This window comes from Amycolatopsis sp. cmx-4-83, assembly GCF_046548815.1.
GTDB classification, from domain to species: domain Bacteria; phylum Actinomycetota; class Actinomycetes; order Mycobacteriales; family Pseudonocardiaceae; genus Amycolatopsis; species Amycolatopsis pretoriensis_A.
On the sequence record NZ_JAEBEF010000011.1, the window covers coordinates 21,309 to 43,148 of the forward strand.

The following is a 21,840-nucleotide window of genomic DNA, read 5'->3' on the forward strand; positions in this document are numbered from 1 at the left end:
GGAAGAACGAGGAACGGCGATGGCGAAGCGCAAGTTCGGGCTGGACAACAAGGAATCGTGGTGGGAGGACCCGCTGCCCGACGCCGGGCGCCGCGGCGGTCCGAAGGGCCTGCGGTGGTCGGTCATGTCGGTGGTGTTCCTGCTGCCGTTCCTCCTCCCGGTCACGCGGGGTCTGCTGGCCGAGCCCGGCGTTTCGGTCGAGGCCGTGCTCACCGGCGTGCTGATCTACACGTACGCGTTGTGCTACGCGATCTTCCCGTTCTTCTTCCAGCGGGAGCGCCGGGTGAAGCTGGCCTTCGGGATCACGATGAACGTGCTGGGGGTCGCGACGCTGGCGACGACCAGCGCGAGCGCGTTCGTCCTGCTCTACGGCACGGCGGTGCTGGTGTTCCTGCTCCCGGCCGCCTGGTCGGTGCTCCTGGACGTCGGCGCGCTGGCCGCCGGCGCCCTCGTGCTGCTGCTCGAGGGCCGGTTCCTGGCCGACTACGGCGACCTCATCACGGTCGGTTCGGTGACGCTGGCGATGTTCTTCATGGCCAACCTCGTCCGCGCGGTGCGGCGGCTGGAGCGGGCCAACGAGGAGATCGCCACGCTCGCGGTGGCGAACGAGCGCCAGCGCGTCGCCCGCGACCTGCACGACCTGCTCGGGCACAGCCTCACCACGATCACCGTCAAGGCGGGGCTGGCCCGGCGGGTGCTGGAGAGCTCCGGCGACATCCCGCGCACGGTCGAGGAGATCCGCGAGATCGAGAGCCTCACGCGCAGCGCGCTCTCCGACGTCCGCGCGACCGTTTCGGAATACCGCGAAGTGTCGCTCTCGGCGGAGCTCGCCGGCGCGCGGGCGGCGCTGCGGGCCGCGGAGATCGACGCCGACCTGCCGCACGCCGTCGACAACGTGCGGCCGGAGCTCCAGAACACCTTCGGGTACGTGCTGCGCGAAGCGGTCACGAACGTCCTGCGGCACTCCGGAGCCAAGCAGGTGACGGTGCGGCTGGGCAACACCTGGCTGGAGGTCGAGGACGACGGCCGGGCCACCGAGGTCGTCGCGGGCAACGGCCTGCGCGGGCTCTCGGAGCGGCTCGCCGCGGTGGGGGGCGCGTTGCGGACATCGGTCCGGCCCGGGGGAGGATTGCTGGTGCGGGCGGAGATCCCGCACGCAGAACCGCGCGCGGCCGCCCCGGCCGTGCGCGCCGAACCCGCGGGAGGATTCGCTTGATCCGGGTGCTGCTGGCCGACGACCAGGCCATGGTGCGCGGGGCGCTGGCCACCGTGCTCGGGCTCGAAAGCGACATCGAGGTGGTCGGGCAGGTCGGCTCGGGCGACGAGGTCGTCGCCGCCGCCCGCGAGGCGAAACCCGACGTCGCCCTGCTGGACGTGCAGATGCCGGGCAAGGACGGTCTCGAAGCCGCGGCCGACCTGCGGGCCGCGCTCCCGTCGTGCCGGGTGATCATCTGCACGACGTTCGGCAGGCCCGGCTACCTGGCCCGCGCGATGGCGGCGGGCGCGGCCGGGTTCGTCGTCAAGGACGCCCCGCCCGAGCAGCTCGTCGAAGCCGTCCGGCGAGTCCACAGTGGACTGCGAGTGGTGGACCCCGCGCTGGCCGCGGAATCCCTCGCCACCGGGGCGAGCCCGCTCACCGGACGCGAGCTGGACGTGCTGCGGGAGGCCAGGGACGGCAGCACGGTGGCCGACGTGGCGCGCGCCCTGCACCTGTCGGAGGGCACCGTGCGCAACCACTTGTCCGCCGCGATCGGCAAGACGGGCGCGCGGACCCGGGCCGAGGCCGTCCGCGTCGCCGAGGAGCGCGGCTGGCTCTGAGCGGGCGGCGGCGTTCTGACAAGATGGGGCGGGTGGGTACCGCTGAACGCACCAAACCGTCGCTCGCGAACTGGGCGCGCCGGATCGCCTTCGGCGTCGTGCTCGTGGTGGTCGCGCTCGTCGGCGGTACGGCGTTCCGGGTGTGGCAGGTCGCCCGCGAAAACGACCGGACGCCCGCCGACGTCATCGTGGTGCTCGGTGCGGCCCAGTACAACGGCCGGCCGTCGGACATCTACGCGGCCCGGCTGGTCAAGGCCAAGCAGCTCTACGACGCGGGCGTCGCGAAGACGATCGTCACCGCGGGCGGCAAGAAGGCCGAGGACAACTTCACCGAGGCGCGGGCCGGCCAGCTCTGGCTGACCCGCCACGGCGTGCCGTCGTCGGCGACACTCGCCGTCGGCGAGGGGAGCGACACGCTGCGGAGCCTGCGCGCGGTCGCCCAGCAGGTCGAAGCCCGCGACTGGCACACGGCGGTGCTCGTCAGCGACCCGTGGCATTCGTTCCGGGCCCGGACGATGGCCGGCGACCTGGGCCTGGACGCGTGGACGGCGCCGACGCACAGCGGGCCGATCGTGCAGGAGCGCGTCACCCAGGTGCGGTACATCGTCCGGGAGACCGGCGCGCTGCTCTACTACCGGCTGACGAAGACACCGGCCGACGACCTGTTCGCCACGTTCCTGGGGTGAGCTTTTTGTCGGTGCGCCCGCTTAAGCTGGCCGGGTGGGTTACACCGAACACGACACCGCCCGCCTGCTGCCGGAGCCGGCGAAGGGCGCGGTGCTGCCCGGCGCACGGGCGGACGGACGCAGCGCGTTTTCCCGCGACCGGGCCCGGGTGCTGCACTCGGCCGCGTTGCGGCGGCTCGCCGGCAAGACCCAGGTGGTCGGGCCGGGGGAGGGCGCCGAGGTCACCGGCGTCCCGCGCACCCGGCTGACGCATTCACTGGAGGTCGCGCAGATCGGCCGCGGCATCGCCGAGGAGCTGGGCGCGGACCCGGACCTGGTGGACACGGCGGGGCTGGCGCACGACATCGGCCACCCGCCGTTCGGCCACAACGGCGAGCGCGCACTCGACCAGGTCGCGGCGGCGTGCGGCGGCTTCGAGGGCAACGCGCAGACGATCCGCATCCTGACCCGCCTGGAGCCCAAGCTCCTCGGCCCGGACGGCGGTCCGGGGGGCCTCAACCTGACCCGCGCGTGCCTGGACGCGACGACGAAGTACCCGTGGCCGCGGAAGCCGGGCAAGGCGAAGTACGGCGTGTACCCGGACGACGCGGCGGTGTTCGCGTGGTTCCGCGAGGGCGCGCCGGAGGAACGCACGTGCCTGGAGGCCCAGATCATGGACTGGGCGGACGACGTGGCGTACTCGGTCCACGACGTCGAGGACGGCGTCCTGGCCGGGCGCATCAAACTGCGCGTACTGGCCCACCCGGACGAGCGAGCGGCGGTGGCGGAGGCGGCGGCCAAGCACTTCTCGGCCCAGTCGGTGTCCACATTGGAGAACGCGGCGACGGAGTTGCTCGCGCTTCCGGCGGTGGCGGCGCTGGCCGAAGCGGAACCGGACGGATCGCCGGGCGCCCAAGTGGCGCTGAAGAGACTGACGAGCGAACTGGTGGGCCGCTTCACGACGGCGGCGGTCACGGGCACCCGAGCGGCGTTCGGCACGAGCCCGCTGACCGGTTATGACGCCCGCCTGGCGGTCCCGGAGCAGGTGGCGGCGGAGGTGGCGCTGCTGAAGGCGCTGGCGCTGCGGTACGTGATGAGCGACCGCCGGAGGCTGGCGATGCAGGAGGGGCAGCGCGAATTGCTGGCTGAGCTGGTGCACGCCCTGGCTCGGCGGGCGCCGGAATCTTTGGATCCGTTGTTCGTACCGGCTTGGAACGCGGCGAAGGACGATGCGGGGTTGCTGAGGGTGGTGATCGACCAGGTCGCTTCGCTGACGGACGCGCAGGCCCACGTGTGGTACTCGTGGCACGTGACCCGCTTGCACCGCTGAGTGGAGTGGGGCGCTGGGGCGGTTCGCGGCGCGCCCGGCTGGGCCGCTGCTGCGGCGGACCGGGGTGCGGTCGCTTCGGGCGGGTTCCTGGGCGCAGGCCGGCCGGATGGTGCGGTGGGCTGGGTGCGGCCGTTGCGGGCGGGCTCTTGGGCGCGGGCGCGCGGGCCGTGCCGGATGGTGCGGTGGGCTGGGTGCGGCGGTTGCGGGCGGGCTCTTGGGCGCGCTTGCGGCCTGATGCTGCGGCGGTCGCTTCGAACGCGGTGCTGGGCGCGGGCGCGCAGGCCGGCCTGCCGGGTATTGCGGTGGGCTGGGTGCGGCCGCCGCGGGCGGGCTCCTGGGCGCGCTTGCCGGCCGGATGCTGCAGTGGTCGCTTTAGGCGAGGTGCTGGCGCGGGCCGCACCCCTGGGTGCGAGTTGCCTCCCTATGCGCCAGCGGCTTCCCCGCGCTGAAGTGACCCCTCTGGGTGCGGGCTGTCTTCTGGCGCGAGCCGCTCGCCTGGGTGCGAGTTGCCTCCCTATGCGCCAGCGGCCTCCCCGCGCTGAAGTTGCCTCCCTCGGCGCGGGCTGCCTTCTGGCGTGAGCCGCCTCCCTAGGCGTGGGTTGTCTGCAACGCGAGCCGCTTCCCTGGGTGGGAGCCGCCTTCTCCGGTGGGCGCTGCCTCCTTGAGCGCGAGTCGGCTCTGGCTCATGCCGGTCTTGTCGTCGCGAGTCCGCGACTCGCGGCGAGGACCACTCCCGCGAGCCCTGCGCTTGGCCCGCGGCCGGCCGCCGAGGCAGGCGGTCTGGCCGGGGTGGGCCGGTCTGCCCGGCAGCTTGAGTTGAGCTCCGGCGGGCGGGTGCGCGGGCGGTGGTCGCCGGTCAGGCCCGGCGGGTCGGCGCCCGAGATCACGTACGCGGCGGTGGACGGGCTCGGCGCCGAGGTCACGCGCGGGCCGGTCGGCCTCACGTCTGCGCCGGGATCACCTGCGCGGGTCCCGAGCGTGCGCCGGTCTTCCGCTCACCGGCGGTTACCCCGGCCCGGCATTCGGGGGAGCGGCACTAGCACCCGGCTCCGCGTCGGCCCGTGGGGGATTTGTCACCGGTGGTCGGAGTTCTGCGTGGGGGCCCGGTGGGGTTACCCGGTCCGGTAGTCTCGCCCGCATGGCCACGGACAGCCACCTCCGGTTCGCCCTCGCCGTTCACCGGGCCCTCGGTGCCGAGGGCGGGAACAGCTGTTTCTCGCCTTATTCGGTGGCCAGTGCGCTCACCCTCGCCGCGATCGCCGCGCGGGGGCGGACCAGGGAAGAGCTTGTCGGCTTGCTCGGGGACGTCGGTGAGCAGGCCGGGTTGCTGCGGGAGGCCGCTCAGCTCGGGGAAGAGCGTGGTGAGCAGCCCGAACTGGCCGTCGCCAACACGCTGTGGGCCGATGACCGGTTGCCGCTCGAGGACTCCTTCAAGGCCGAGCTTGCCGGGTGGCCCGGGGCCGCTGTGGCCGGTGCGCCCTTCGAAAAGGAGCCCGAGGCCGCGCGGGCGCTCATCAACGACGATGTCGGGCGGACCACGCGGGGGCTGATCCCGCAGCTGCTGCCGCCCGGGTCGATCGATCGGGACGTCGCCGCCGTGCTGGTCAACGCGCTGTACCTGAAGGCCGCCTGGCGGCTGCCGTTCCGTGAGGCCAACACCGCCGACGCGTCCTTCCACGCGCCCTCCGGCACCCGCGACGTGCCGACCATGTGGCTCAGCGAGAGCCTCGGCTACGCGCACGCGAACGGCTGGCAAGCCGTGCAGCTGGTCGCCGGCGGTGGGCTGCAGGCCGTCGTGCTGCTGCCCGACGGCGACCTCGCCGACGCCGAAGCCGCGCTCGACCAAGCGAAGCTCGCGAGCCTGCTCGGTGAGATCCGCTTCAAGCCGGTGGAGCTCGCGCTCCCGAAAGTTTCACTCGACGTGCCCAGCTCGCTGACCGGTGTGCTGCGCGGGCTCGGCGTGCACACCATGTTCAGCGACGAAGCCGATCTTTCCGGGCTTTCTCCGGACCCGCGGCTCACCGTCTCCGAGGTGCTGCACCAGGCCGTGCTGCGCGTCGACGAACAAGGCTTCGAGGGGGCCGCGGCGACCGCGCTGACGATGCGGCTCACCTCGATGATCATCGACGAACCGGTCGCCGTCGCGGTGGACCGGCCGTTCCTGCTGCTGGTCCGGCACGCCGCCACGGGTGCCCTCTACTTCTTCGCCAGGGTGGTCGAACCGTGAGCTTGAAGTCCGAAGCCGTCCCCGAGCTCGTCCCGCCCGCCCCCGAAGCACCCACCGGCCCGAGACGCTGGGCGTGGCAGGACACCGCGATCGGCGCCGGCTTCCTGCTCTTCACGATCCTCCTCTACAACGGGCTGTGGTTCGACCTCGACCGCGGCTACCTCTGGAACGGCGCGTCCGACCAGAGCCAGTGGGAGTGGTACTCCACGGTCGTCGCGAAGTCCGTGCTGCACTTCCAGAACCCGTTCACCACCGACCTGCAGAACTACCCGCTCGGCGTGAACATGGCGGCCAACGCGGCGATGTTCGGCCTGAACATCCCGCTCGCGCCCATCACGCTGACCTTCGGCGCGACGCTCACCTGGGCCATCGTGCTGACCGCGGGCCTCGCCGGCACCGCGTTCGGCTGGTACTGGGTGTTTTCGCGCCACCTGGTGCCGAACCGGACGGCGGCCGCGATCGGCGGTGCCTTCTGCGGCTTCGCCCCGCCGATGATCTCGCACGGCAACGCTCACCCGAACTTCGTCGTGCTGTTCGTGATGCCGTTCATCGCGCTCAAGACCATCCAGATCGCGCACGGCGAACGCCCGGTGCGCAACGGCATCGTGCTCGGCGTCCTCGTCGCGTGGCAGATCCTGCTGGGCGAGGAGCCGCTGGCGATCTTCGCGCTCACCTTCGTCGTCTTCGCGATCTGCTACCTCATCCCGCGCCGCGCGGAAATCCGCGGCATGCTGGCGCCGCTGGGCAAGGGTGTCGGCATCGGTGCCTTGGTCGCGCTGCTCATCGCCGGATTTCCGCTGTACTGGCAGTTCTTCGGCCCGTACAGCTTCCATTCGCTGCTGCACGGTGCGGCGGGCAACGACACCGCGGCGCTCACGCGCTTCGCGACGCAGTCGATCGCCGGCACGCCGGAGGCCGCCGCGGACGTGTCGATGAACCGCACCGAGGAGAACGCGTTCTTCGGCTGGCCGCTGGTCGTGCTCATGGTCGTGCTCACGATCTGGCTCTGGCGCGACGTCGTTTCGCGAGCGCTCGCGATCACGATGTACGTGATGGCCTTCCTTTCCCTCGGTGTCGAGATCACGGTGGCGCACCAGGACACGGGCGTCCCGGGGCTGTGGAAGTGGCTGGGTCAGCTGCCGCTGCTGGACTCGCTGATCGAGTCCCGGCTCGCGATGGGCTGCATCCCCCTGGTCGGCGGGCTCCTCGCGATCGCGACGCACCGCGTCTGGACGGCGGCGGCCGAGCTGCCGGACCCGCTCGAAGACAAACCTCGCTTCCCGTTGAAGATGCTCTGGGTCGGCGCCGTCATCGCCGTGCTCCTCCCGATCGCGCCGACGGAACTGGTGACGCACCAGCGCCCGCTTTCACCGCCCTTCTTCGCCGATGGCATCTGGCGCCAGTACATCGCCCCCGGCGGCTCGCTGGTGCCCGTGCCGCTGCCGAGCACCGGTGAGGCCGAACCGCTGCACTGGCAGGTCGACGCCGGCCTCGGGTACCCGATGCCGGAGGGCTACTTCGTCGGCCCGACGTCGGCGGACGACCGCCGCGGCCGGTACGGCGCCGTCCCGCGGCCGACGTCGGACCTGTTCGCGGAGGTCGAGCGCACCGGCCAGGCCGCGAACGTCACCGAAGCGGACCGCACCCAGGCCTTGGACGACCTGCGCTACTGGAAGGCCGACGTGCTCGTGGTCGGCCCGCGGCAGAACCAGGAAGCCCTCAAGTCCACAGTGGAACTGCTGCTGCGCAAGCCCGCCGAGTTCGTCGGCGGCGTGTGGGTCTGGGACGTGCGCCCGCTGACGCCGTGACTCCTCACGAAGCCGCCGCCAGCAGGATCCGGGCCAGCTCTTCGGGTTGCGAGAACATCGGCCAGTGACCGGTGTCGAGCTCCACGAGCTCCCACCGGTCGCTCTCCAGCAGTGAGACGACGTCCGGGCTCGGCGTGTCCCCGTCGAGGAGGCACTTGAGGTACGTCGCCGGGAGTTCGCCGAGCGGACGGGACAGCACGGCCGGATCGGTCAGCGACGCCGCGGGGTGCGGGGTCGAGCCGCCGACGATCCGGGCGATCGCCTCGCCGGAAAGCCCTTGCTCCGCATAGTCTTCCGCCGTCAAGGCCGGCCAGAACCCCCGCGCGGTGAGTTCGGCGACGCGCTCGGCGGACCAGTGGGAAGTGAAGGACTCGCCGTCGGCGGGCACGTTCGAGTCCACGAACACCACCCGTTTCAGCCGGTCGCCGATCCGTTCGGCCGCTTGGCCGGCCGGGATCCCCGAATAGCTGTGCCCCACCACCACGACCTCCCGCAAGTCGTTGCGCGAGACGACGTCGACGATGTCCTGGACGTGCGTTTGCCCGCCGACCGGCGCGTCACGCCGCTCGGCCAGGCCGGACAGGGTCACCGCGTGGGCGCCGTGGCCGGCCTCGCGCAGGCGCGGGACCACCTCGTCCCACGCCCACGAACCGAGCCAGGCGCCCGGAACCAGTACGAATTGAGCCATGACCGGAACCTAGCGGAGGGGTCCGACAATTTCGGTAGAGTCGGCGTCCGTGATCTCTGTGGACGACCAGGGCCGGCCCGAACCGCCCTACGACAGCGACGAAGCCGCTACCCTCCTCGGTTTCCTCGACTTCCACCGCGCGACGCTGGCCTGGAAGTGCGCCGGCCTGGACGCGGCCGGTCTGCGCGCCACGGTGCCGCCGTCCACGATGACCCTCGGCGGACTGCTCAAGCACCTCGCCTACGTGGAGGACAACTGGTTCTCGTTCGTGTGGTCCGACCACGACCGGATGCCGCCGTTCGACGCGGTCGACTGGGCGGCGACCCCGGACTGGGACTGGGATTCCGCCGCGGACGACACCCCGGAGCAGCTTCGCCTGCTGTGGGAGGAAGCGGTCGAGCGGTCGCGGGCGGCGGTGCGGGAGGCGAACGGCGACCTGGCGCGGCGGGCCCGGCGCTCGCTGCGCGACGGCGGCACCCCGACCCTGCGCTGGATCCTCGTGCACATGATCGAGGAGTACAGCCGCCACAACGGCCACGCCGATCTCATCCGCGAGTCGGTCGACGGCAGTACGGGCGAGTAGCTCACCGGCTCTTGGCGGGGGTGTCGGAGTCGACGCAGAGCTCGCCGTCGCGCATGGCGAGCCCGAGGACGTGCGTTTCGGTGGTGGCCGGGCGGCCGTCGCGGTAGTGCAGCCGGATCCGCGCGGTCACCGTGCTGCCCTCGACCGCGGGCGTCCCGACGACTTCGGCGCCGCTGAACCTGCTCCAGAACTTGTCGTAGCTGTCGCGCGTCCGCAGCCGCAGGTTCGGCCCGATCAGCGCCCAGCCGGCGTCGGTGTCCGGCAGCAGTCTGTAGTAGTGGACGACGAACCCGGCGAGATCACCCGGTGCGGGCCGGCTCGGACCGGCCGTGGTCACCGCGACCGGCACGGTCGTCTCCGCGGCCGGCGTGGTCGTGCGGACCGGCACCGGAACCGGTGCGGCGAGCGGCGCCGACGTCGGGGTCCCGGCCGGGGTCCGTGCGAGCAGGGCGGGCAGCGCGATCACCGCGCCGGCCCCGCCGAGCAGCAGGACCGTGACGATCGTGAGCGCGACCAGCAGCCCGGTCCGGCTCCGCGGCGCGACCTCCGGTCCGACCCTCGTGAAGGCCCGGGTCACCGCGGGCGGGGGAGCGGATTCGCGCGGCGGGCCGAGGGCGGCGCGTGCACCCGCCGCGAGCGCCGCGGTGGTCGGGTACCGGTCGTCCACGCTCTTCGCCATGCCCCGGGCCACGACGCCGTCCAGCGCCGCGGGGATGCCCGTGCGCAGCAGGCTCGGCCGCGGCGGCGCCTGGTTCAGGTGGGCGTGGAGCAGGGACGCGGCCGTCGTCGCGGCGAACGGCTTGGTGGCGGTCAGGCACTGGTGGAGCACGCACGCCAGCGCGTAGACGTCGACGCGCTGGTCGGGCCGGGCGCCGGTGAACCGCTCGGGCGCCATGTAGTCGAGCGTGCCGATCGCCGCGCCCGCGCCGGTCAGGCCGGTCGCCGACTCCTGCGACCGCGCGATCCCGAAGTCCACCAGGTAGGCGAAACCGGTGCTGGTCAGGAGGATGTTCGACGGCTTGACGTCCCGGTGGACCAGGCCTTCGGCGTGCGCGGCGGTGAGGGCCTGGGCGATCTGGCCGACGACGTCGACGGCTTCGGCCGGGTCCATCGGCCCGCGCGTGCTCAGCCGGGTCGCCAGGTCTTCGCCTTCGACGAGCTGCATGTCCAGGTAGAGGCGGCCGTCGATTTCCCCGAACGAGTGAATCGGCACGATGTGCGGCTCGCGCAGCCGGGCCGCGGCGTGCGCTTCGCGGCGGAAGCGTTCGCGGTACTCCTCGTCGGCGGCGAGGTGGGGCGGCAGCACCTTCAGCGCCACGACCCGGTCCAGCCGGGTGTCGCGGGCGCGCAGGACCTCGCCCATGCCGCCGCGCGCGATCGGCCGTTCGATGAGGTACGGCCCGAATTCCGGGTTCACGGGGCTCCTTCGCAGGCGGACTACGCCACGGAGTCGCCGCGCGACCGGCACCGCGTTACAAGGTCAGCTGCGGCGCTGGGCGATCTGGAAGACGTCGCCGAAGGGGGCGCGGACCATCGCCCGCCGCCCGCTCTCGGTCTCGCCGGTGGCGCCGAACACCGTGCGCAGGAACGCGACGGTGGCGACGACGTCGCGCACCACCATCCGCGGGAGCACTGTCGGGTGAGCCGGGTCCATACCCGCCCACCCAAGCCGCTTCGCGCCGTGATCACAAGACGGTGGCCGGTCTCAGCCGAGGACCTCGCCCGCGAGCCGGCTCAGGTAGCCCGCGAACCGGTCGCGGTCCTCGGCCGGCCAGTGCCCCACCAGCGCCTCGAACGCCTGGCGCTGGTGGGCCTGAGACGCCGCGAGGAACGCCCTGGCCTCGTCGGTCAGCGTCAGCACCGCGCGGCGCGCGTCGCGGGTCGACGTCGAGCGCGTCACGAAGCCGTCGCGGGCCGCTTCGGTCGTCATCCGGCTGGCCACCGAGCGGTCGATGCCCAGCTGGCGGGCCACGTCCGCGACGGTGACCTCGTCGGCCGCCGCGCCGTCGACCGCCTGGATGACGAAGAGGTTCGGCACCGTCCACGTCGGCGGCGCGTCGGCGGCGAAGCGCTCGACGACGTCCGGCGCCCACTGGCGGGCCCAGTGGCGGACCAGGCGGAAGAGGGCGGGGCCGCCGTCGCTTGATGTGTGCACAAGGCACGTTATAACGTGTGCTTTATGCACGCATCTCGGAACCTCGCGTTCGCCGGCCTCTTGCTCGGCATGGCCATGGCCCAGCTCGACGGCCTGATCGTCACCGCGGCCCTGCCTTCGATCGGCGCCGACCTGCACGCGCGCACCGGCCTCGTCGCGGTGACCGCCGCCGGCCTGCTGACGGTCACCGTCGCGACGCCGCTGCACGGCAGGCTCGGCGACCTCCACGGCCGCCGGACGTCCTTCGCCGTGTCGGTCCTCGTGTTCGCCGCCGCGTCCGCGTGGTGCGCCGCCGCACCCGACGTCGGGTCGCTGATCGCCGCCCGCACGCTGCAGGGGCTGGGCGGGAGCGGCCTGATCGTCACGGCGATGAGCGCGCTCGGCGAGCTGTTCGAACGCGACGAGCTGCTGCGCCGCCAGGGCTGGCAGACCGCCGTCTTCGCGGCCGCGACCCTGGGCGGGCCGCCGCTGGGCGGGCTGCTCGCGGCCGGTCCCGGCTGGCGGTGGATCTTCCTGGTCAACCTGCCGCTGTGCGTGCCCACCCTCCTGCTCGGGTGGCGTGGGCTGCCCGCGAAATCCCGTGGCACCAGGGAGAAGTTCGACGTACCAGGCAGTGCGCTGCTGGCCGTCGCGGGCTCCGCGGTGGTCGCGCTCGGCACGTTCGAAGGGCTCGCTCGGAGTCCACTGTGGACACCGCTGCTGGTCGTGGCCGCCGTCGGAGCCGGTTTCTCGTTCGTCCGCAGGCAGCGTCGCGCGGCGAGCCCGTTGATCTCCCCGAAGGTCTTCGCGGACGCCGTTCTCAAGCGCGCGGTGGTGGTCAACGGCCTGGCGGGCGCCGCGCTCTACGGCACCTTCACCTACGTGGCGCTGGTCGCCTCGCTCGGGGCCGGGGCGGCCGGTACCGGGCTGCTGCTCGTCGCGATGACCGCCGGGCAGCTCACGCTCTCCGCGTCCTTCGCCGCACTGGCGCGGCGGCACCCGGAAATGACGGCGTGGGGCCGCTTCGGCTGCCTGCTCGGCGTGGTGGGCCTCGCCGCGATCGCCGTCGCGGCCGCGTTGAACGGTGCGCCGTGGCTGCTGGTCCCGGGGCTGTTCGCGACCGGCGCCGCGTTCGCCGTCTGCACGTCCGCTTACACGGTGCTGGGCCAGACGCGGGCGGACCGCGCACTGCTGGGCGTCACACTGGGCTCGCTGACCTTCGCGCGGCAGGCCGGCGGCCTGGCCGGCGCCGCGGTGTTCGGCTGGCTGGCGCTGGCCACGACCGGCGGGCTGGCCGCGCCGGGCCTGACCGCGGTGTTCGCCGGCGCCGCCGCGGTCATGGCCGTGGCCTGGCTCACCTCGCCCGTTGTCACGTCTTCCGAAGCCGTCTCGTCCCCCTCGTGACCGAGACGAAGGAGAACGGACATGCCGCGCATCACCGCGAAGAAGACCACCGAAGCCGGGCCGGTCCTCAAGCTGTTCTACCGGATCGCCGGCCGCCGCTACGGCGCCGTGCCCGAGCCGATGGCGGTCGTCGCTCACCACCCCGGCCTGCTGCGCGCGAACATGACACACGAACTGCTGGTGGAGCGCGCGTCCAAGAAGCTGCCGGTGAACGTCCGCGAACTCGCCGTCTACCGGGTCGCGACCCGCATCGGCTGCTCGTGGTGCGTCGACTTCGGCACGATGCTGCAGAAGCACGACGGCCTGGACATCGAACGGCTCAAGCAGATCGACGACTACGCGACGTCGCCCGCGTTCAGCCACCAGGAGCGGCTCGCGATCGCCTACGCCGACGCGATGTCCGCGGCGCAGGTGACGGTGACCGACGAGCAGGTCGCCGAGCTCGAGCGCGAATTCGGCCGCGAAGGCGTCGTCGAACTGACCTACCAGATCGCGCTGGAGAACTCCCGCGCCCGGATGAACAGCGCGCTCGGCATCGTCGACCAGGGCTTCACCTCGGGTGCCGCCTGCCGCATCCCGCTCCCGTAGGATACCGGGAATCGGACCCCGGTCGGACGCGCCGCCGGGGTCCGCCGCGGGACCGTTCCCGCATGCACCTCGTCGCCAGTGAACGCATCAAGCTCTTCAGCATCGCCACGCCCTGGGTGTGCGGCCTCTTCGCGCTCGTCGCGCTGGCCTTCCCGGCCGCGCTCACGGCGCTCACCGCCACCGAGTCGCGGCTGCCGCCCACCGTCGCGAGCACCCAGTTCGGCCACCAGCTCGCGCTGGTCTCCGTGCTGGTCCTGGGCGCGCTCGCGGTGACGAGCGAATACCACTCCGGCACGATCCACGGCACCTTCCAGGCGGTACCCCGCCGGACGCCGGTGCTGGTGGCCAAGGCCGCGCTCGTCGCCGGGTACGCGTTCGGGATCGGCGAAGCGGCCGCGTTCACGGCCTGGCTGGTCGCGCGGGTGCTCGCCCCGGACGCCGACCTGGCGCTGGACAGCGTCGCGGACTGGACGATCGTCGCCGGCACCGGCCCGGTGTTCGCGCTGGCCGCGGTCTGCGGGGTCGGCGTCGGCCTGCTCGTGCGCCACACCGCCGGTGCGGTCGCCGTGCTCGTCGCCTACCCGCTGATGGCGGAGAACGTCGTCCAGCTGATCCCGCGGGCCGGGCAGGCGATCCACCGGTGGCTGCCGCTGAACGCCGTCGCGAAGTTCCTGAGCGGTTCCGGCGAGGCGAACGCCGGCCGCGACGGGGGCAACGCCGCGGTGCTGTCCGACTCGCCGCTGCCCCCGGGCTGGGCCTTGGCCTACTTCGGCGCCTTCGCCGTCCTCCTGCTGGCCGCGGGGATCATTCGTGCGCGGCGGCGGGACGCGTGATGCGGGCCAGCTTGTCCGGGTTGACCACGTCGTAGATGGCCACGATCTTCCCGTCGCGGATGCTGACCGACTGCACGTGCTCGTCGAGCGCGAGGAAGCCGTCGCGACCCGGCATCGGCGGCAGGTACATCCCCAGGTCGCCGTTGACCAGCACCGGAGCGCCGCGTTCGGCCATCCCCGGCGCGTACTTGCGGGTGAGGCCGACGAAGAACCGGGCGATCTTGTCCGGGCCGAGGATGAGCTGGCGGGCGGTGCGGCCCTTGCCGTTCGAGTCGCCGATGAGCACGACGTCCGGGGCCAGCAGCTCGGTCATCGCCCGGATGTCGCCGGCCTGCAGGGCGATGACGAACTTCTCGAGGATCTTCGCCTGGTCGTCCAGCGGCACGCGCGGCGCCGGGTCGGCGTCGGCGAGGGCCTTGCGGCCGCGGGACGCGTGCTGGCGCGCGGCCTCGACCGAGACGCCGAGCGCGTCCGCGATCTCGGCGAACGGCACCGAGAAGGCGTCGTGCAGGACGAAGGCGACGCGCTGCTCCGGGGTCAGCTTGTCGAGCACGACCAGCGCGGCCATCCGCAGCCCGTCGTCGCGGACCGCGATGTCGAGGGGGTCCTCGCTGACGGCCTGCCCGAACGGCGTGACGACCGGCTCCGGGAGCCAGTTGCCGACGTAGCGCTCCCGCTGCGCGGCGGCCGACTTCAGCCGGTCGAGGCAGATCCGGCCGACGACGGTGGTCAGCCAGCCCCGCAGCTCGCGGATGGCGGCGCGGCCGGCGTCGTCGAGCCCGGCCAGCCGCAGCCAGGACTCCTGGACCGCGTCCTCGGCGTCGGCGCGCGTGCCGGTCAGCCGGTAGGCGACCCCGATCAAGTGATCGCGGTGCGCAGCGAACTCCGCGGCGAGGGTGTCCTGGGCGGTGGGCGTGGAGGCCATGCCCCGAGTGTGCCGCAACCGGCACGACTAGAGTGGATGACGTGGCAGGACGGATTCGGGAGAGCGACATCGCGGAGGTGCGCGAGCGGAACCGGATCGACGAGGTCGTCGGGGAGTACGTGGCGCTGCGCCGCGCCGGTGGCGGAAGCCTGAAGGGCCTCTGCCCGTTCCACAACGAGAAGACCCCGTCGTTCAACGTCCGCCCGACGCACGGCACCTTCCACTGCTTCGGCTGTGGCGAGGGCGGCGACGTGATCAAGTTCGTCCAGAAGATCGACCTCATCACCTTCGTGGAGGCCGTCGAGCGCCTGGCCGACCGGGTCGGCCTCCGGCTCACCTACGAAGGCGGTGGCGCGACGATCCAGCGCGACCGCGGCAGCCGCAGCCGGCTGATCGAGGCGCACCGGGCCGCGCAGGAGTTCTACGCCGAACAGCTGGTCACCGACGAGGCGCGCGCCGCGCGGGACTTCCTGTCCGAGCGCGGGTTCGACGCCGCCGCGGCGAAGACGTTCGGCTGCGGGTACGCCCCCGGCGGCTGGGACAAGCTCACGAAGCACCTGCTCACGCGCGGGTTCGAGGTCAAGGAGCTGCTGACGGCGGGGCTGTCCAAGGAGGGCCAGCGCGGCCCGATGGACCGCTTCCACCGGCGCCTGGTCTGGCCGATCCGCGACGTCGGCAACGAGGTCGTCGGCTTCGGCGCGCGGCGGCTGTTCGACGACGACCGGATCTCGGCGAAGTACCTCAACACCGCCGAGTCGCCGATCTACAAGAAGTCCCAGGTCATGTTCGGCCTCGACCTGGCCAAGCGCGAGATCGCGAAGCGGCACCAGGTGGTCGTCGTCGAGGGCTACACCGACGTGATGGCGATGCACGCGGCCGGCGTGCCGACCGCGGTCGCGTCATCCGGCACGGCGTTCGGCGAAGACCACATGAAGGTGCTCCGCCGGCTGATGATGGACGACGACGCCTTCCGCGGCGAAGTCATCTTCACCTTCGACGGCGACGAAGCGGGCCAGAAGGCCGCGTTGAAGGCGTTCGAGGGCGACCAGACGTTCGCCGGCCAGACGTACATCGCGGTCGCGCCGGACGGCATGGACCCGTGCGAGCTGCGCCTGGCCAAGGGCGACAGCGCGGTGAAGGACCTGGTCGCGCGGCGCACCCCGCTGTTCGAGTTCGTCATCCGCAGCACGCTCAAGAACTACGACCTCGACTCGGTCGACGGCCAGGTCGCGGCGCTGCAGAAGACGGTGCCGATGGTCGCGTCGATCAAGGACCGCGCGGCCCGCGACGGCTACGCGTCGAAGCTCGCCTGGTGGGTGGGCTGGCAGGACGTCGCCCAGGTGGTCAACCGGGTGCGCGGCAGCGCGGGCGCGACCGACAAGCGCGGTGGTGCGCCCCTGCGCCAGCCCGCGCGCGGCGCTCAGCAGGCCGCCCCGGCCGCGCCGAAGCAGGACCTGGCGCGCCCGGCGCCGAAGGACCCGCGGTTCGCCGTCCAGCGCGAGGCGCTGAAGGCGGCGCTGCAGCAGCCCGCGATCGCCGGGCCCGAGTACGACGCCCTGCCGCTGGAGGCGTTCACGCACCCGGTGTACATGGCGGTCCACGAGGCGGTGTTGAAGGCCGGCGGCGCGGGTTCCGGGCTGACCGGCCCGGCGCTGCTGGACGCGGCGGCCCCGCACTGTCCGGAAGGGACGGTGCGGCGGGTGCTCTCGGAGCTGGCCGTGGAACCGTTGCAGGCCAAGGACGAAGTCGACTCGCGGTACATCTCGTCGATCCTCGCGCGGGTGCAGGAGAGCCTCGTCGGGCGGCAGATCGCGGAGATCAAGGGCAAGCTGCAGCGGCTCTCGCCGGTCGAAGCGCCGGACGACTACCGGGCGCTGTTCGGCGACCTCGTCGCGCTGGAGCAGTACAAGAAGTCGCTGGGCGAGCAGGCGGCCGCCGGCGCGTGGGGCTGAGATGAGCTTCCTGCGCCGGTTGCTGGGCGACCGCACACCGCCGGACTTCACCGGTGCCCTGGACCCGGGCGAAGACGTCGTCGACAGCGCTCCGGTGGAGGGCGGCGGCTACCTGGTCGTGACGGCGCTGGGCCTGTGGATCCCGGACGGCGACGGCGCGCGGCGCGTCGGCTGGCACCTGGTCGCCAAGGCGGCCTGGTCCGACGGCGTGTTCACCCTGACCGAGTCGGCCGAGGTGCGCACGGCGGGGGCGGCCGTCGTGCTGGCTGACCGGCCGCCGGTCCGCTTCCGGCTGGCCGAGCCGGGCAAGGTGCCGCGCGAGGCCTACCAGCGCGTCGAAGGTTCGATCCGCTCGCGGCACCGGCAGGAGATCGGGTCCGGGGGAGCGTGGTTCGTCCAGCGCAAGATCCCCGGCCGCGACGGCGCGGTCCTGCAGGTCCGCCCGGACCCCGGCACCGACGCCGCAGTGGTCGAGGCCATCGCCGAGCAGGCCGCCGCGAAGCTGGTCAACCCCACCGAATAGCAGTACGCTCGTACTCAGTACAAGCGTACTGTTTGCTGGAGGCGACTGTGTGGGATCCCGCGAAGTACCTCGACTACGCCGACCTGCGGGCCCGGCCGTTCTACGACCTCGTCTCGCGCGTCGGCGCTCCTGCGCCGCGCCGGGTGGTCGACCTCGGGTGCGGCCCGGGCAACCTGACCATCTCGTTGCGGGAACGCTGGCCCGACGCAGCCCTGGAATGCGGTGATAGTTCACCCGAAATGGTGACCGCCGCCCGCGCCCGAGGCCTGGACGCCCGGGTGCTCGACGTCCGCGACTGGACGCCGGCGCCGGACACCGACGTCGTGGTGTCGAACGCCGTGCTGCAGTGGGTGCCGGACCACTCTTCGTTGCTTCGCCGGTGGGCCGAGTCGCTGCCTGCGGGCGCTTACTTGGCGGTTCAGGTGCCGGGCAACTTCAACGCGCCCTCGCACGCGCTGACGCGGGAACTGGCGGCGTCCCCGGCCTGGTCGTCACGCCTGGCCGAGGTCGTCCTGCGCGAAGACGACGCCGTCTCGAGCCCCCTCGAATACGCGAACCTCCTGACCGACGCGGGCTGCACCGTCGACGCCTGGGAGACGACGTACGCGCAGCCGCTGCGGGGCGAGAACCCCGTGCTGGAATGGATCACCGGCACGGCGTTGCGCCCCATCCGCGCAGCTCTGGCGGACGACGAATGGGGCCGGTTCCGCGCGGAACTGGGTCCGCTCCTGGCGTCGGCCTATCCCACCCGCGCGGACGGGACCACGTGGTTCGAGTTCCGCCGCGTGTTCTTCGTGGCCCAGGTCAGCGCCGCACCTTCTCGCTGATCTTGGCGCGCGCCACCCCGGCGGCCCCTTGCACCATGGGGTGATCGACGACCCGGCGGTAGGTGCGCACGAGCTGCTCGTACCGCCCCCGGCCTGCCTTGGCGCCCAGTACGTACCCCAGGCCTGCCCCCAGCAGGAACTTCTTCATCCGCGTCCACGCCTTCCGTCGATAGGTCGTCCGACTGTCCATTGTCCAGGAAAACCGCGCCGCCGGTGGCGGTTGCGCCAAGTGGGGGGTGGTGTGAGACGGGGTCGGGGCATGGGCTAAGGTTTCTCTTGTCGGTCGGAGAGACCGGCACCGGAAGTGAGCAACATTCCCCTGTAGCTCAACTGGCAGAGCATTCGGCTGTTAACCGGAGGGTTCTTGGTTCGAGTCCAAGCGGGGGAGCAAAGCCCAGGTCGACGACCTGGGCTTTTTTGCTACCCGGAGCTGGGGATTCGATGTCCGCCTTGACGATCGGTCAAGGCGGGGCGGTGGGCACGGTGTTCGGTGACGAGCGATGTGCGCTCGGGTGGGGGTCGATGGGTGGGGCACGCCGAGGATGTGACGTTGCGGATTCTGGACGACGAAGCCGAATCTGACCGGCTTCTGCTCGAAGGCTCCGGTCGTCGGCTTACCCGCGGAGAACGAGATCCCGGTGGCGCACGCGAGGCCGATGTGGATGACGCCGCCCAGAATCGGCTCTCCGTCGGAGAACGGTACGTGTGTGCCGGCAGGCTCCCGGCGCTCCGGGGTGCTGGTGGTGATCCGGATCTGCCCGGCGGCACGTCGTCGACCGGTAGCGGCCCACGCCGCAGTCGGCGAAGGGGATCCCGCGCTCCCCGAGTGCGGTCACGATCACCTTCTTCGCGTCGCCGCTGGTCGTCGCCGGGCTTCGAGTTGGTGGACGCCGAGTAGCCGACCCTGCTGTGGGCTTCGGCCGACTCCGCCATGGACAGCGCGCCCGGAGTGCAGAACGCGTTGTGCTGCTGGAGCTCGTCGCCGTCGAAGAGGTGGATTTCCTCGACCCGGGTCTCGGCGACGAGGATCGCGATCGTCGCGAGCTCGGTACCGAGGATGGCGACGTGGGGCGTGACCTTCTCGTGGAGGTCGCGGTACTGCCCGGAAGACGTGGTCCTGGGGCCGCGCCTGGTCGCCGGCGATGGTGACCGGGCAGGCGGGCGTCCCGAAGGCCACCTCGCGGCGAGGGCGCGCAGGGGACGTGGCCCGGCTCGCCGTGTCCGCCGGCGAGGACCTGGCGATGATCAGCACTCGGGCTCCGGCCGGCGTGGGGTGTCCTCGGCGGCACCGGCGCGGCCCGCCGGAACTGCGCGACGATGCCCGCCACCTTTCTCGCGTTCCGCCTCGGAGTTGCCGAGCACTTCCTCGATCGCCTCATCGGTCACCCGCGCGGAGTCGGCTGCGCTGCGGCAACCCGGGCCCGGGCGGGTGTGCGGGCCGTCGTGACCGCCGGCCGGCTCGGTCACCCGGAGCGCGGCTTGGACTGCCGGAAGCCGATCGGCGGCCGCGTCCTGGTCCGCGAGCAGCGTTGTGCCTCGCGCCTGGGTGCGGAGGAGATCGTGATCTGTTCCTCCAGCGCACGCTGTTCCGCTTCGGCGGCCGCAGCCGGCCGGTGGGGAATCTTCGTCAGGAGTCGCTCCGTCCGACGCCACCCTCGCCGGCCGCACCTCCTTTCTGCCGATCCATGTCTGGTGAGGCGCCGAGGCGGCCGCAGAGCCGGCAGGCCGGGGATGCGGCCGGCTGGTTCACCGCACTGTGCGGATCGAACTGCGCCAACTGCCCGAGCAGCTCCGCCGCCGCGTAGGCCCCGGCCTGCCCGAGTGGATCTTGGACAGCCTCGTCACTCACGGTCGTCCCTCTTCCTTCGCTGCCGCTTCGGGGCGCGCCAGAAAATCTGTGGTGGCTGAGGTAGACATTGGGTGGCGGGTGTGTGTAGTGTTCTTCTCGTAGCGAGAGAGACAACGTCAAGCAGGCGCGGGAGAGGACGTAACTACCCGCGAGGTGATACAAGGCGGTCAGGCAGCGCGGAGCCGATCACGGAACAAGGTTTCGGCTGGTGACCGGAAGCAGTAACCCGGGGCCGGGTTGTGAAGAAGGTTTGATCAGGTAGTACCGGCCTCTGGGACGCAGTAGTTGCAGGACGCGGGTGGAGTGCGTGCGCCCGTGAAGATCAGCAGTATCGGTAGTTGTTGTGCAAGTGCAGTGGCAGGACCGGTCAGGTGGCCGGAGCCGATCAGTGAACGGGGCTCCGGGCAGTGACCAGCGGCGTCAGCGTGCTGGGACCGATCAGTGGAAGGGTTCTGGCGGTGACGTCCGTGGCAAGTGAAGTTGCAGTACCTGAAGTTGCAGTACCGAGAAAGTGGAACACCGAGGAAAGAAGGGAACGGAGCCATCATTGGATCGCCCGCAGCGGCCGCGTAGTGCCGCGCGGGTGCCGTAGTTCCATCGAGTTCGGAGGTGGTGCTCGGTCACGAGTCAGCGATCCCCGCGTAATCCGGTTTTCGGTCGGACGCGGGTGCAGGAAGCCGGCGGTCGCGCCGGTTGACAATGGTGAAACCCAACCCTTGAGGACCCCGGGTGCCGTTCGCGGCACCCGGGGTCCTTTGTGATGCGGAGGTGGAATGATTCCTGACCAGCAAGGACCGGCCACGCCCGGCGCGGCCGACAAGTTCGACGACGAGCACTACCCGGCCTACACCATGGGCCGGGCGGCGGACATGCTCGGCACCACCCAAAGTTTTCTGCGCAGCCTCGACGAAGCCGGGCTGATCACGCCGCAGCGCTCCGCCGGCGGGCACCGCCGCTACTCGCGGTCCCAGCTGCGGTTGGCCGCCCGCGTACGGGAACTGGTCGATCAGGGCACCGCCATCGACGCCGCCTGCCGCATCATCAGCCTCGAAGACCAGCTCCACGAAGCCCGGCGCGTCAACACCGAACTCCGCGCCGGTCACTGAGCTGCACATCGAAATCGGCCGCGAAGCGGGAGAAACGGTTCACGATCGGGCCTCCCGTTTCACCGAACGCACTGCCCCGCGAGTACCCCGGCTCATCGTCGCCTCGGTGACGAGCAAACGTGCACGTTGATGGTGGTGGGCCAGCGTTCGCCCACACGGACCCCCTCGCCGTGTTCTTCCCGGCATCCGGGCCTCGCGATCAGGCCACCCGCCGATCGTGTCGTCAACGCCGTCCTGGCGACGGCCGACCGCGGGGGCGATGCCCGGCACCCGACGAGCTCGGTGAAACCACTGATCTTCGGCACGGGCAGCAGCAACGGTGATCGACGGCCACCGGACCGGAACCGGTCGACCGCGCCGGTCGCGGTGGGTGGACGCCGACCTCGGTCGTGAACGCTGGGTGGCGCGGAGCCGGATCAGGCCGCCGGGGGAGTCGCCGTGTTCGACGGCGTCGGCCACGGTTTCCCGCGCGGCGACCAGAACGTTCCGGACCTGGCCCTCGCCCAGCCCGCGGCGGGCGAGCCGGTCCGCGTCGACGGCGAAGTCCTGGTTCCGCTGGTGGCGTAAACGATTCCCGGTA

General features: G+C 72.0%; 21 protein-coding genes and 1 tRNA gene. 16 read left to right on the plus strand and 6 right to left on the minus strand.

All coding sequences use genetic code 11. The features are described from left to right. Nucleotides 1-19 precede the first annotated feature (19 nt). From ACLJQM_RS32190 to ACLJQM_RS32215, 6 genes are all read left to right on the plus strand, one after another. Nucleotides 20-1,216, plus strand: coding sequence for a sensor histidine kinase (locus tag ACLJQM_RS32190; protein ID WP_410634091.1), 1,197 nt, complete (start codon nucleotides 20-22; stop codon nucleotides 1,214-1,216). Further along, a complete protein-coding gene (locus ACLJQM_RS32195) occupies nucleotides 1,213-1,818 on the plus strand; it encodes a DNA-binding response regulator (RefSeq protein ID WP_360769737.1) in 606 nt (201 codons plus the stop codon). Before ACLJQM_RS32190 ends, ACLJQM_RS32195 begins: the two co-directional genes overlap by 4 nt. A gap of 32 nt (nucleotides 1,819-1,850) precedes the next feature. After that, the gene (locus ACLJQM_RS32200) at nucleotides 1,851-2,504 is read left to right on the plus strand and encodes a YdcF family protein (protein ID WP_247020894.1); all 654 of its coding nucleotides are present in this window, start codon (nucleotides 1,851-1,853) and stop codon (nucleotides 2,502-2,504) included. Nucleotides 2,505-2,538: 34 nt separating this feature from the next. Further along, a complete protein-coding gene (locus ACLJQM_RS32205; protein WP_247020896.1) occupies nucleotides 2,539-3,813 on the plus strand; it encodes a deoxyguanosinetriphosphate triphosphohydrolase in 1,275 nt (424 codons plus the stop codon). 1,138 nt (nucleotides 3,814-4,951) lie between these two features. Continuing rightward, entirely contained in the window at nucleotides 4,952-6,040 is a 1,089-nt protein-coding gene (locus tag ACLJQM_RS32210; RefSeq protein ID WP_410634092.1) for a serpin family protein, read from the plus strand. After that, entirely contained in the window at nucleotides 6,037-7,848 is a 1,812-nt protein-coding gene (locus tag ACLJQM_RS32215; RefSeq protein ID WP_410634094.1) for a glycosyl transferase, read from the plus strand. Before ACLJQM_RS32210 ends, ACLJQM_RS32215 begins: the two co-directional genes overlap by 4 nt. Before the next feature lie 4 nt (nucleotides 7,849-7,852). Here the strand turns inward: ACLJQM_RS32215 and ACLJQM_RS32220 are convergent, their stop codons facing one another. Continuing rightward, the gene (locus ACLJQM_RS32220; RefSeq protein WP_410634096.1) at nucleotides 7,853-8,536 is read right to left on the minus strand and encodes an alpha/beta fold hydrolase; all 684 of its coding nucleotides are present in this window, start codon (nucleotides 8,534-8,536) and stop codon (nucleotides 7,853-7,855) included. A gap of 49 nt (nucleotides 8,537-8,585) precedes the next feature. On the opposite strand from ACLJQM_RS32220, the gene ACLJQM_RS32225 reads away from it, so the two are divergent. After that, the gene (locus tag ACLJQM_RS32225) at nucleotides 8,586-9,119 is read left to right on the plus strand and encodes a DinB family protein (protein WP_410634098.1); all 534 of its coding nucleotides are present in this window, start codon (nucleotides 8,586-8,588) and stop codon (nucleotides 9,117-9,119) included. Between the two features lies 1 nt (nucleotide 9,120). Here ACLJQM_RS32225 and ACLJQM_RS32230 read toward each other — a convergent pair whose 3' ends face one another. From ACLJQM_RS32230 to ACLJQM_RS32240, 3 genes are all read right to left on the minus strand, one after another. Then, the gene (locus ACLJQM_RS32230) at nucleotides 9,121-10,536 is read right to left on the minus strand and encodes a protein kinase domain-containing protein (RefSeq protein ID WP_410634099.1); all 1,416 of its coding nucleotides are present in this window, start codon (nucleotides 10,534-10,536) and stop codon (nucleotides 9,121-9,123) included. Nucleotides 10,537-10,599: 63 nt separating this feature from the next. Continuing rightward, the gene (locus ACLJQM_RS32235; RefSeq protein ID WP_410634101.1) at nucleotides 10,600-10,773 is read right to left on the minus strand and encodes a hypothetical protein; all 174 of its coding nucleotides are present in this window, start codon (nucleotides 10,771-10,773) and stop codon (nucleotides 10,600-10,602) included. A 51-nt stretch (nucleotides 10,774-10,824) separates the two neighbouring features. Next, nucleotides 10,825-11,274, minus strand: coding sequence for a MarR family winged helix-turn-helix transcriptional regulator (locus tag ACLJQM_RS32240; RefSeq protein ID WP_247020908.1), 450 nt, complete (start codon nucleotides 11,272-11,274; stop codon nucleotides 10,825-10,827). Nucleotides 11,275-11,298: 24 nt separating this feature from the next. On the opposite strand from ACLJQM_RS32240, the gene ACLJQM_RS32245 reads away from it, so the two are divergent. The 3 genes from ACLJQM_RS32245 (at nucleotide 11,299) to ACLJQM_RS32255 (ending at nucleotide 14,078) form a co-directional block, all read left to right on the plus strand. Next, a complete protein-coding gene (locus ACLJQM_RS32245; protein WP_410634103.1) occupies nucleotides 11,299-12,657 on the plus strand; it encodes an MFS transporter in 1,359 nt (452 codons plus the stop codon). Between the two features lie 21 nt (nucleotides 12,658-12,678). Next, nucleotides 12,679-13,245 carry a carboxymuconolactone decarboxylase family protein gene (locus tag ACLJQM_RS32250; protein ID WP_410634104.1) on the plus strand — a complete coding sequence of 189 codons (567 nt, stop codon included), beginning with the start codon at nucleotides 12,679-12,681 and terminating at the stop codon, nucleotides 13,243-13,245. 62 nt (nucleotides 13,246-13,307) lie between these two features. Continuing rightward, nucleotides 13,308-14,078, plus strand: a complete 771-nt coding sequence (locus tag ACLJQM_RS32255) for a hypothetical protein (protein ID WP_410634106.1) — start codon at nucleotides 13,308-13,310, stop codon at nucleotides 14,076-14,078. Here ACLJQM_RS32255 and ACLJQM_RS32260 read toward each other — a convergent pair. Then, on the minus strand, nucleotides 14,050-15,003 hold the full coding sequence (locus ACLJQM_RS32260) for a sigma-70 family RNA polymerase sigma factor (protein ID WP_410634108.1): 954 nt from the start codon (nucleotides 15,001-15,003) through the stop codon (nucleotides 14,050-14,052). The genes ACLJQM_RS32255 and ACLJQM_RS32260 overlap by 29 nt on opposite strands. A gap of 41 nt (nucleotides 15,004-15,044) precedes the next feature. Between ACLJQM_RS32260 and dnaG the strand changes: the two genes are divergently transcribed. The 3 genes from dnaG to ACLJQM_RS32275 are packed head-to-tail and all read left to right on the plus strand — an operon-like array spanning nucleotide 15,045 to nucleotide 18,305. After that, on the plus strand, nucleotides 15,045-16,955 hold the full coding sequence (gene dnaG / locus ACLJQM_RS32265; RefSeq protein WP_410634109.1) for a DNA primase: 1,911 nt from the start codon (nucleotides 15,045-15,047) through the stop codon (nucleotides 16,953-16,955). A gap of 1 nt (nucleotide 16,956) precedes the next feature. After that, the gene (locus tag ACLJQM_RS32270; RefSeq protein WP_410634111.1) at nucleotides 16,957-17,478 is read left to right on the plus strand and encodes a hypothetical protein; all 522 of its coding nucleotides are present in this window, start codon (nucleotides 16,957-16,959) and stop codon (nucleotides 17,476-17,478) included. Between the two features lie 47 nt (nucleotides 17,479-17,525). Continuing rightward, nucleotides 17,526-18,305, plus strand: coding sequence for a trans-aconitate 2-methyltransferase (locus ACLJQM_RS32275; protein ID WP_410634113.1), 780 nt, complete (start codon nucleotides 17,526-17,528; stop codon nucleotides 18,303-18,305). Here ACLJQM_RS32275 and ACLJQM_RS32280 read toward each other — a convergent pair. Next, nucleotides 18,283-18,453: a hypothetical protein gene (locus ACLJQM_RS32280; protein WP_166641722.1), complete on the minus strand. Its 171-nt coding sequence runs from the start codon at nucleotides 18,451-18,453 to the stop codon at nucleotides 18,283-18,285. The two genes, ACLJQM_RS32275 and ACLJQM_RS32280, sit on opposite strands and share 23 nt — an antisense overlap. Nucleotides 18,454-18,620: 167 nt before the next feature. Between ACLJQM_RS32280 and ACLJQM_RS32285 the strand changes: the two genes are divergently transcribed. The 3 genes from ACLJQM_RS32285 to ACLJQM_RS32295 all read left to right on the plus strand — a co-directional run bounded on the left by ACLJQM_RS32285 (nucleotide 18,621) and on the right by ACLJQM_RS32295 (nucleotide 21,827). After that, a tRNA-Asn gene (locus tag ACLJQM_RS32285) sits at nucleotides 18,621-18,693 on the plus strand. Nucleotides 18,694-20,927: 2,234 nt separating this feature from the next. Beyond that, entirely contained in the window at nucleotides 20,928-21,260 is a 333-nt protein-coding gene (locus tag ACLJQM_RS32290; protein WP_410634115.1) for a MerR family transcriptional regulator, read from the plus strand. A 438-nt stretch (nucleotides 21,261-21,698) separates the two neighbouring features. Beyond that, on the plus strand, nucleotides 21,699-21,827 hold the full coding sequence (locus ACLJQM_RS32295; RefSeq protein WP_360769778.1) for a hypothetical protein: 129 nt from the start codon (nucleotides 21,699-21,701) through the stop codon (nucleotides 21,825-21,827). Nucleotides 21,828-21,840 lie beyond the last annotated feature (13 nt).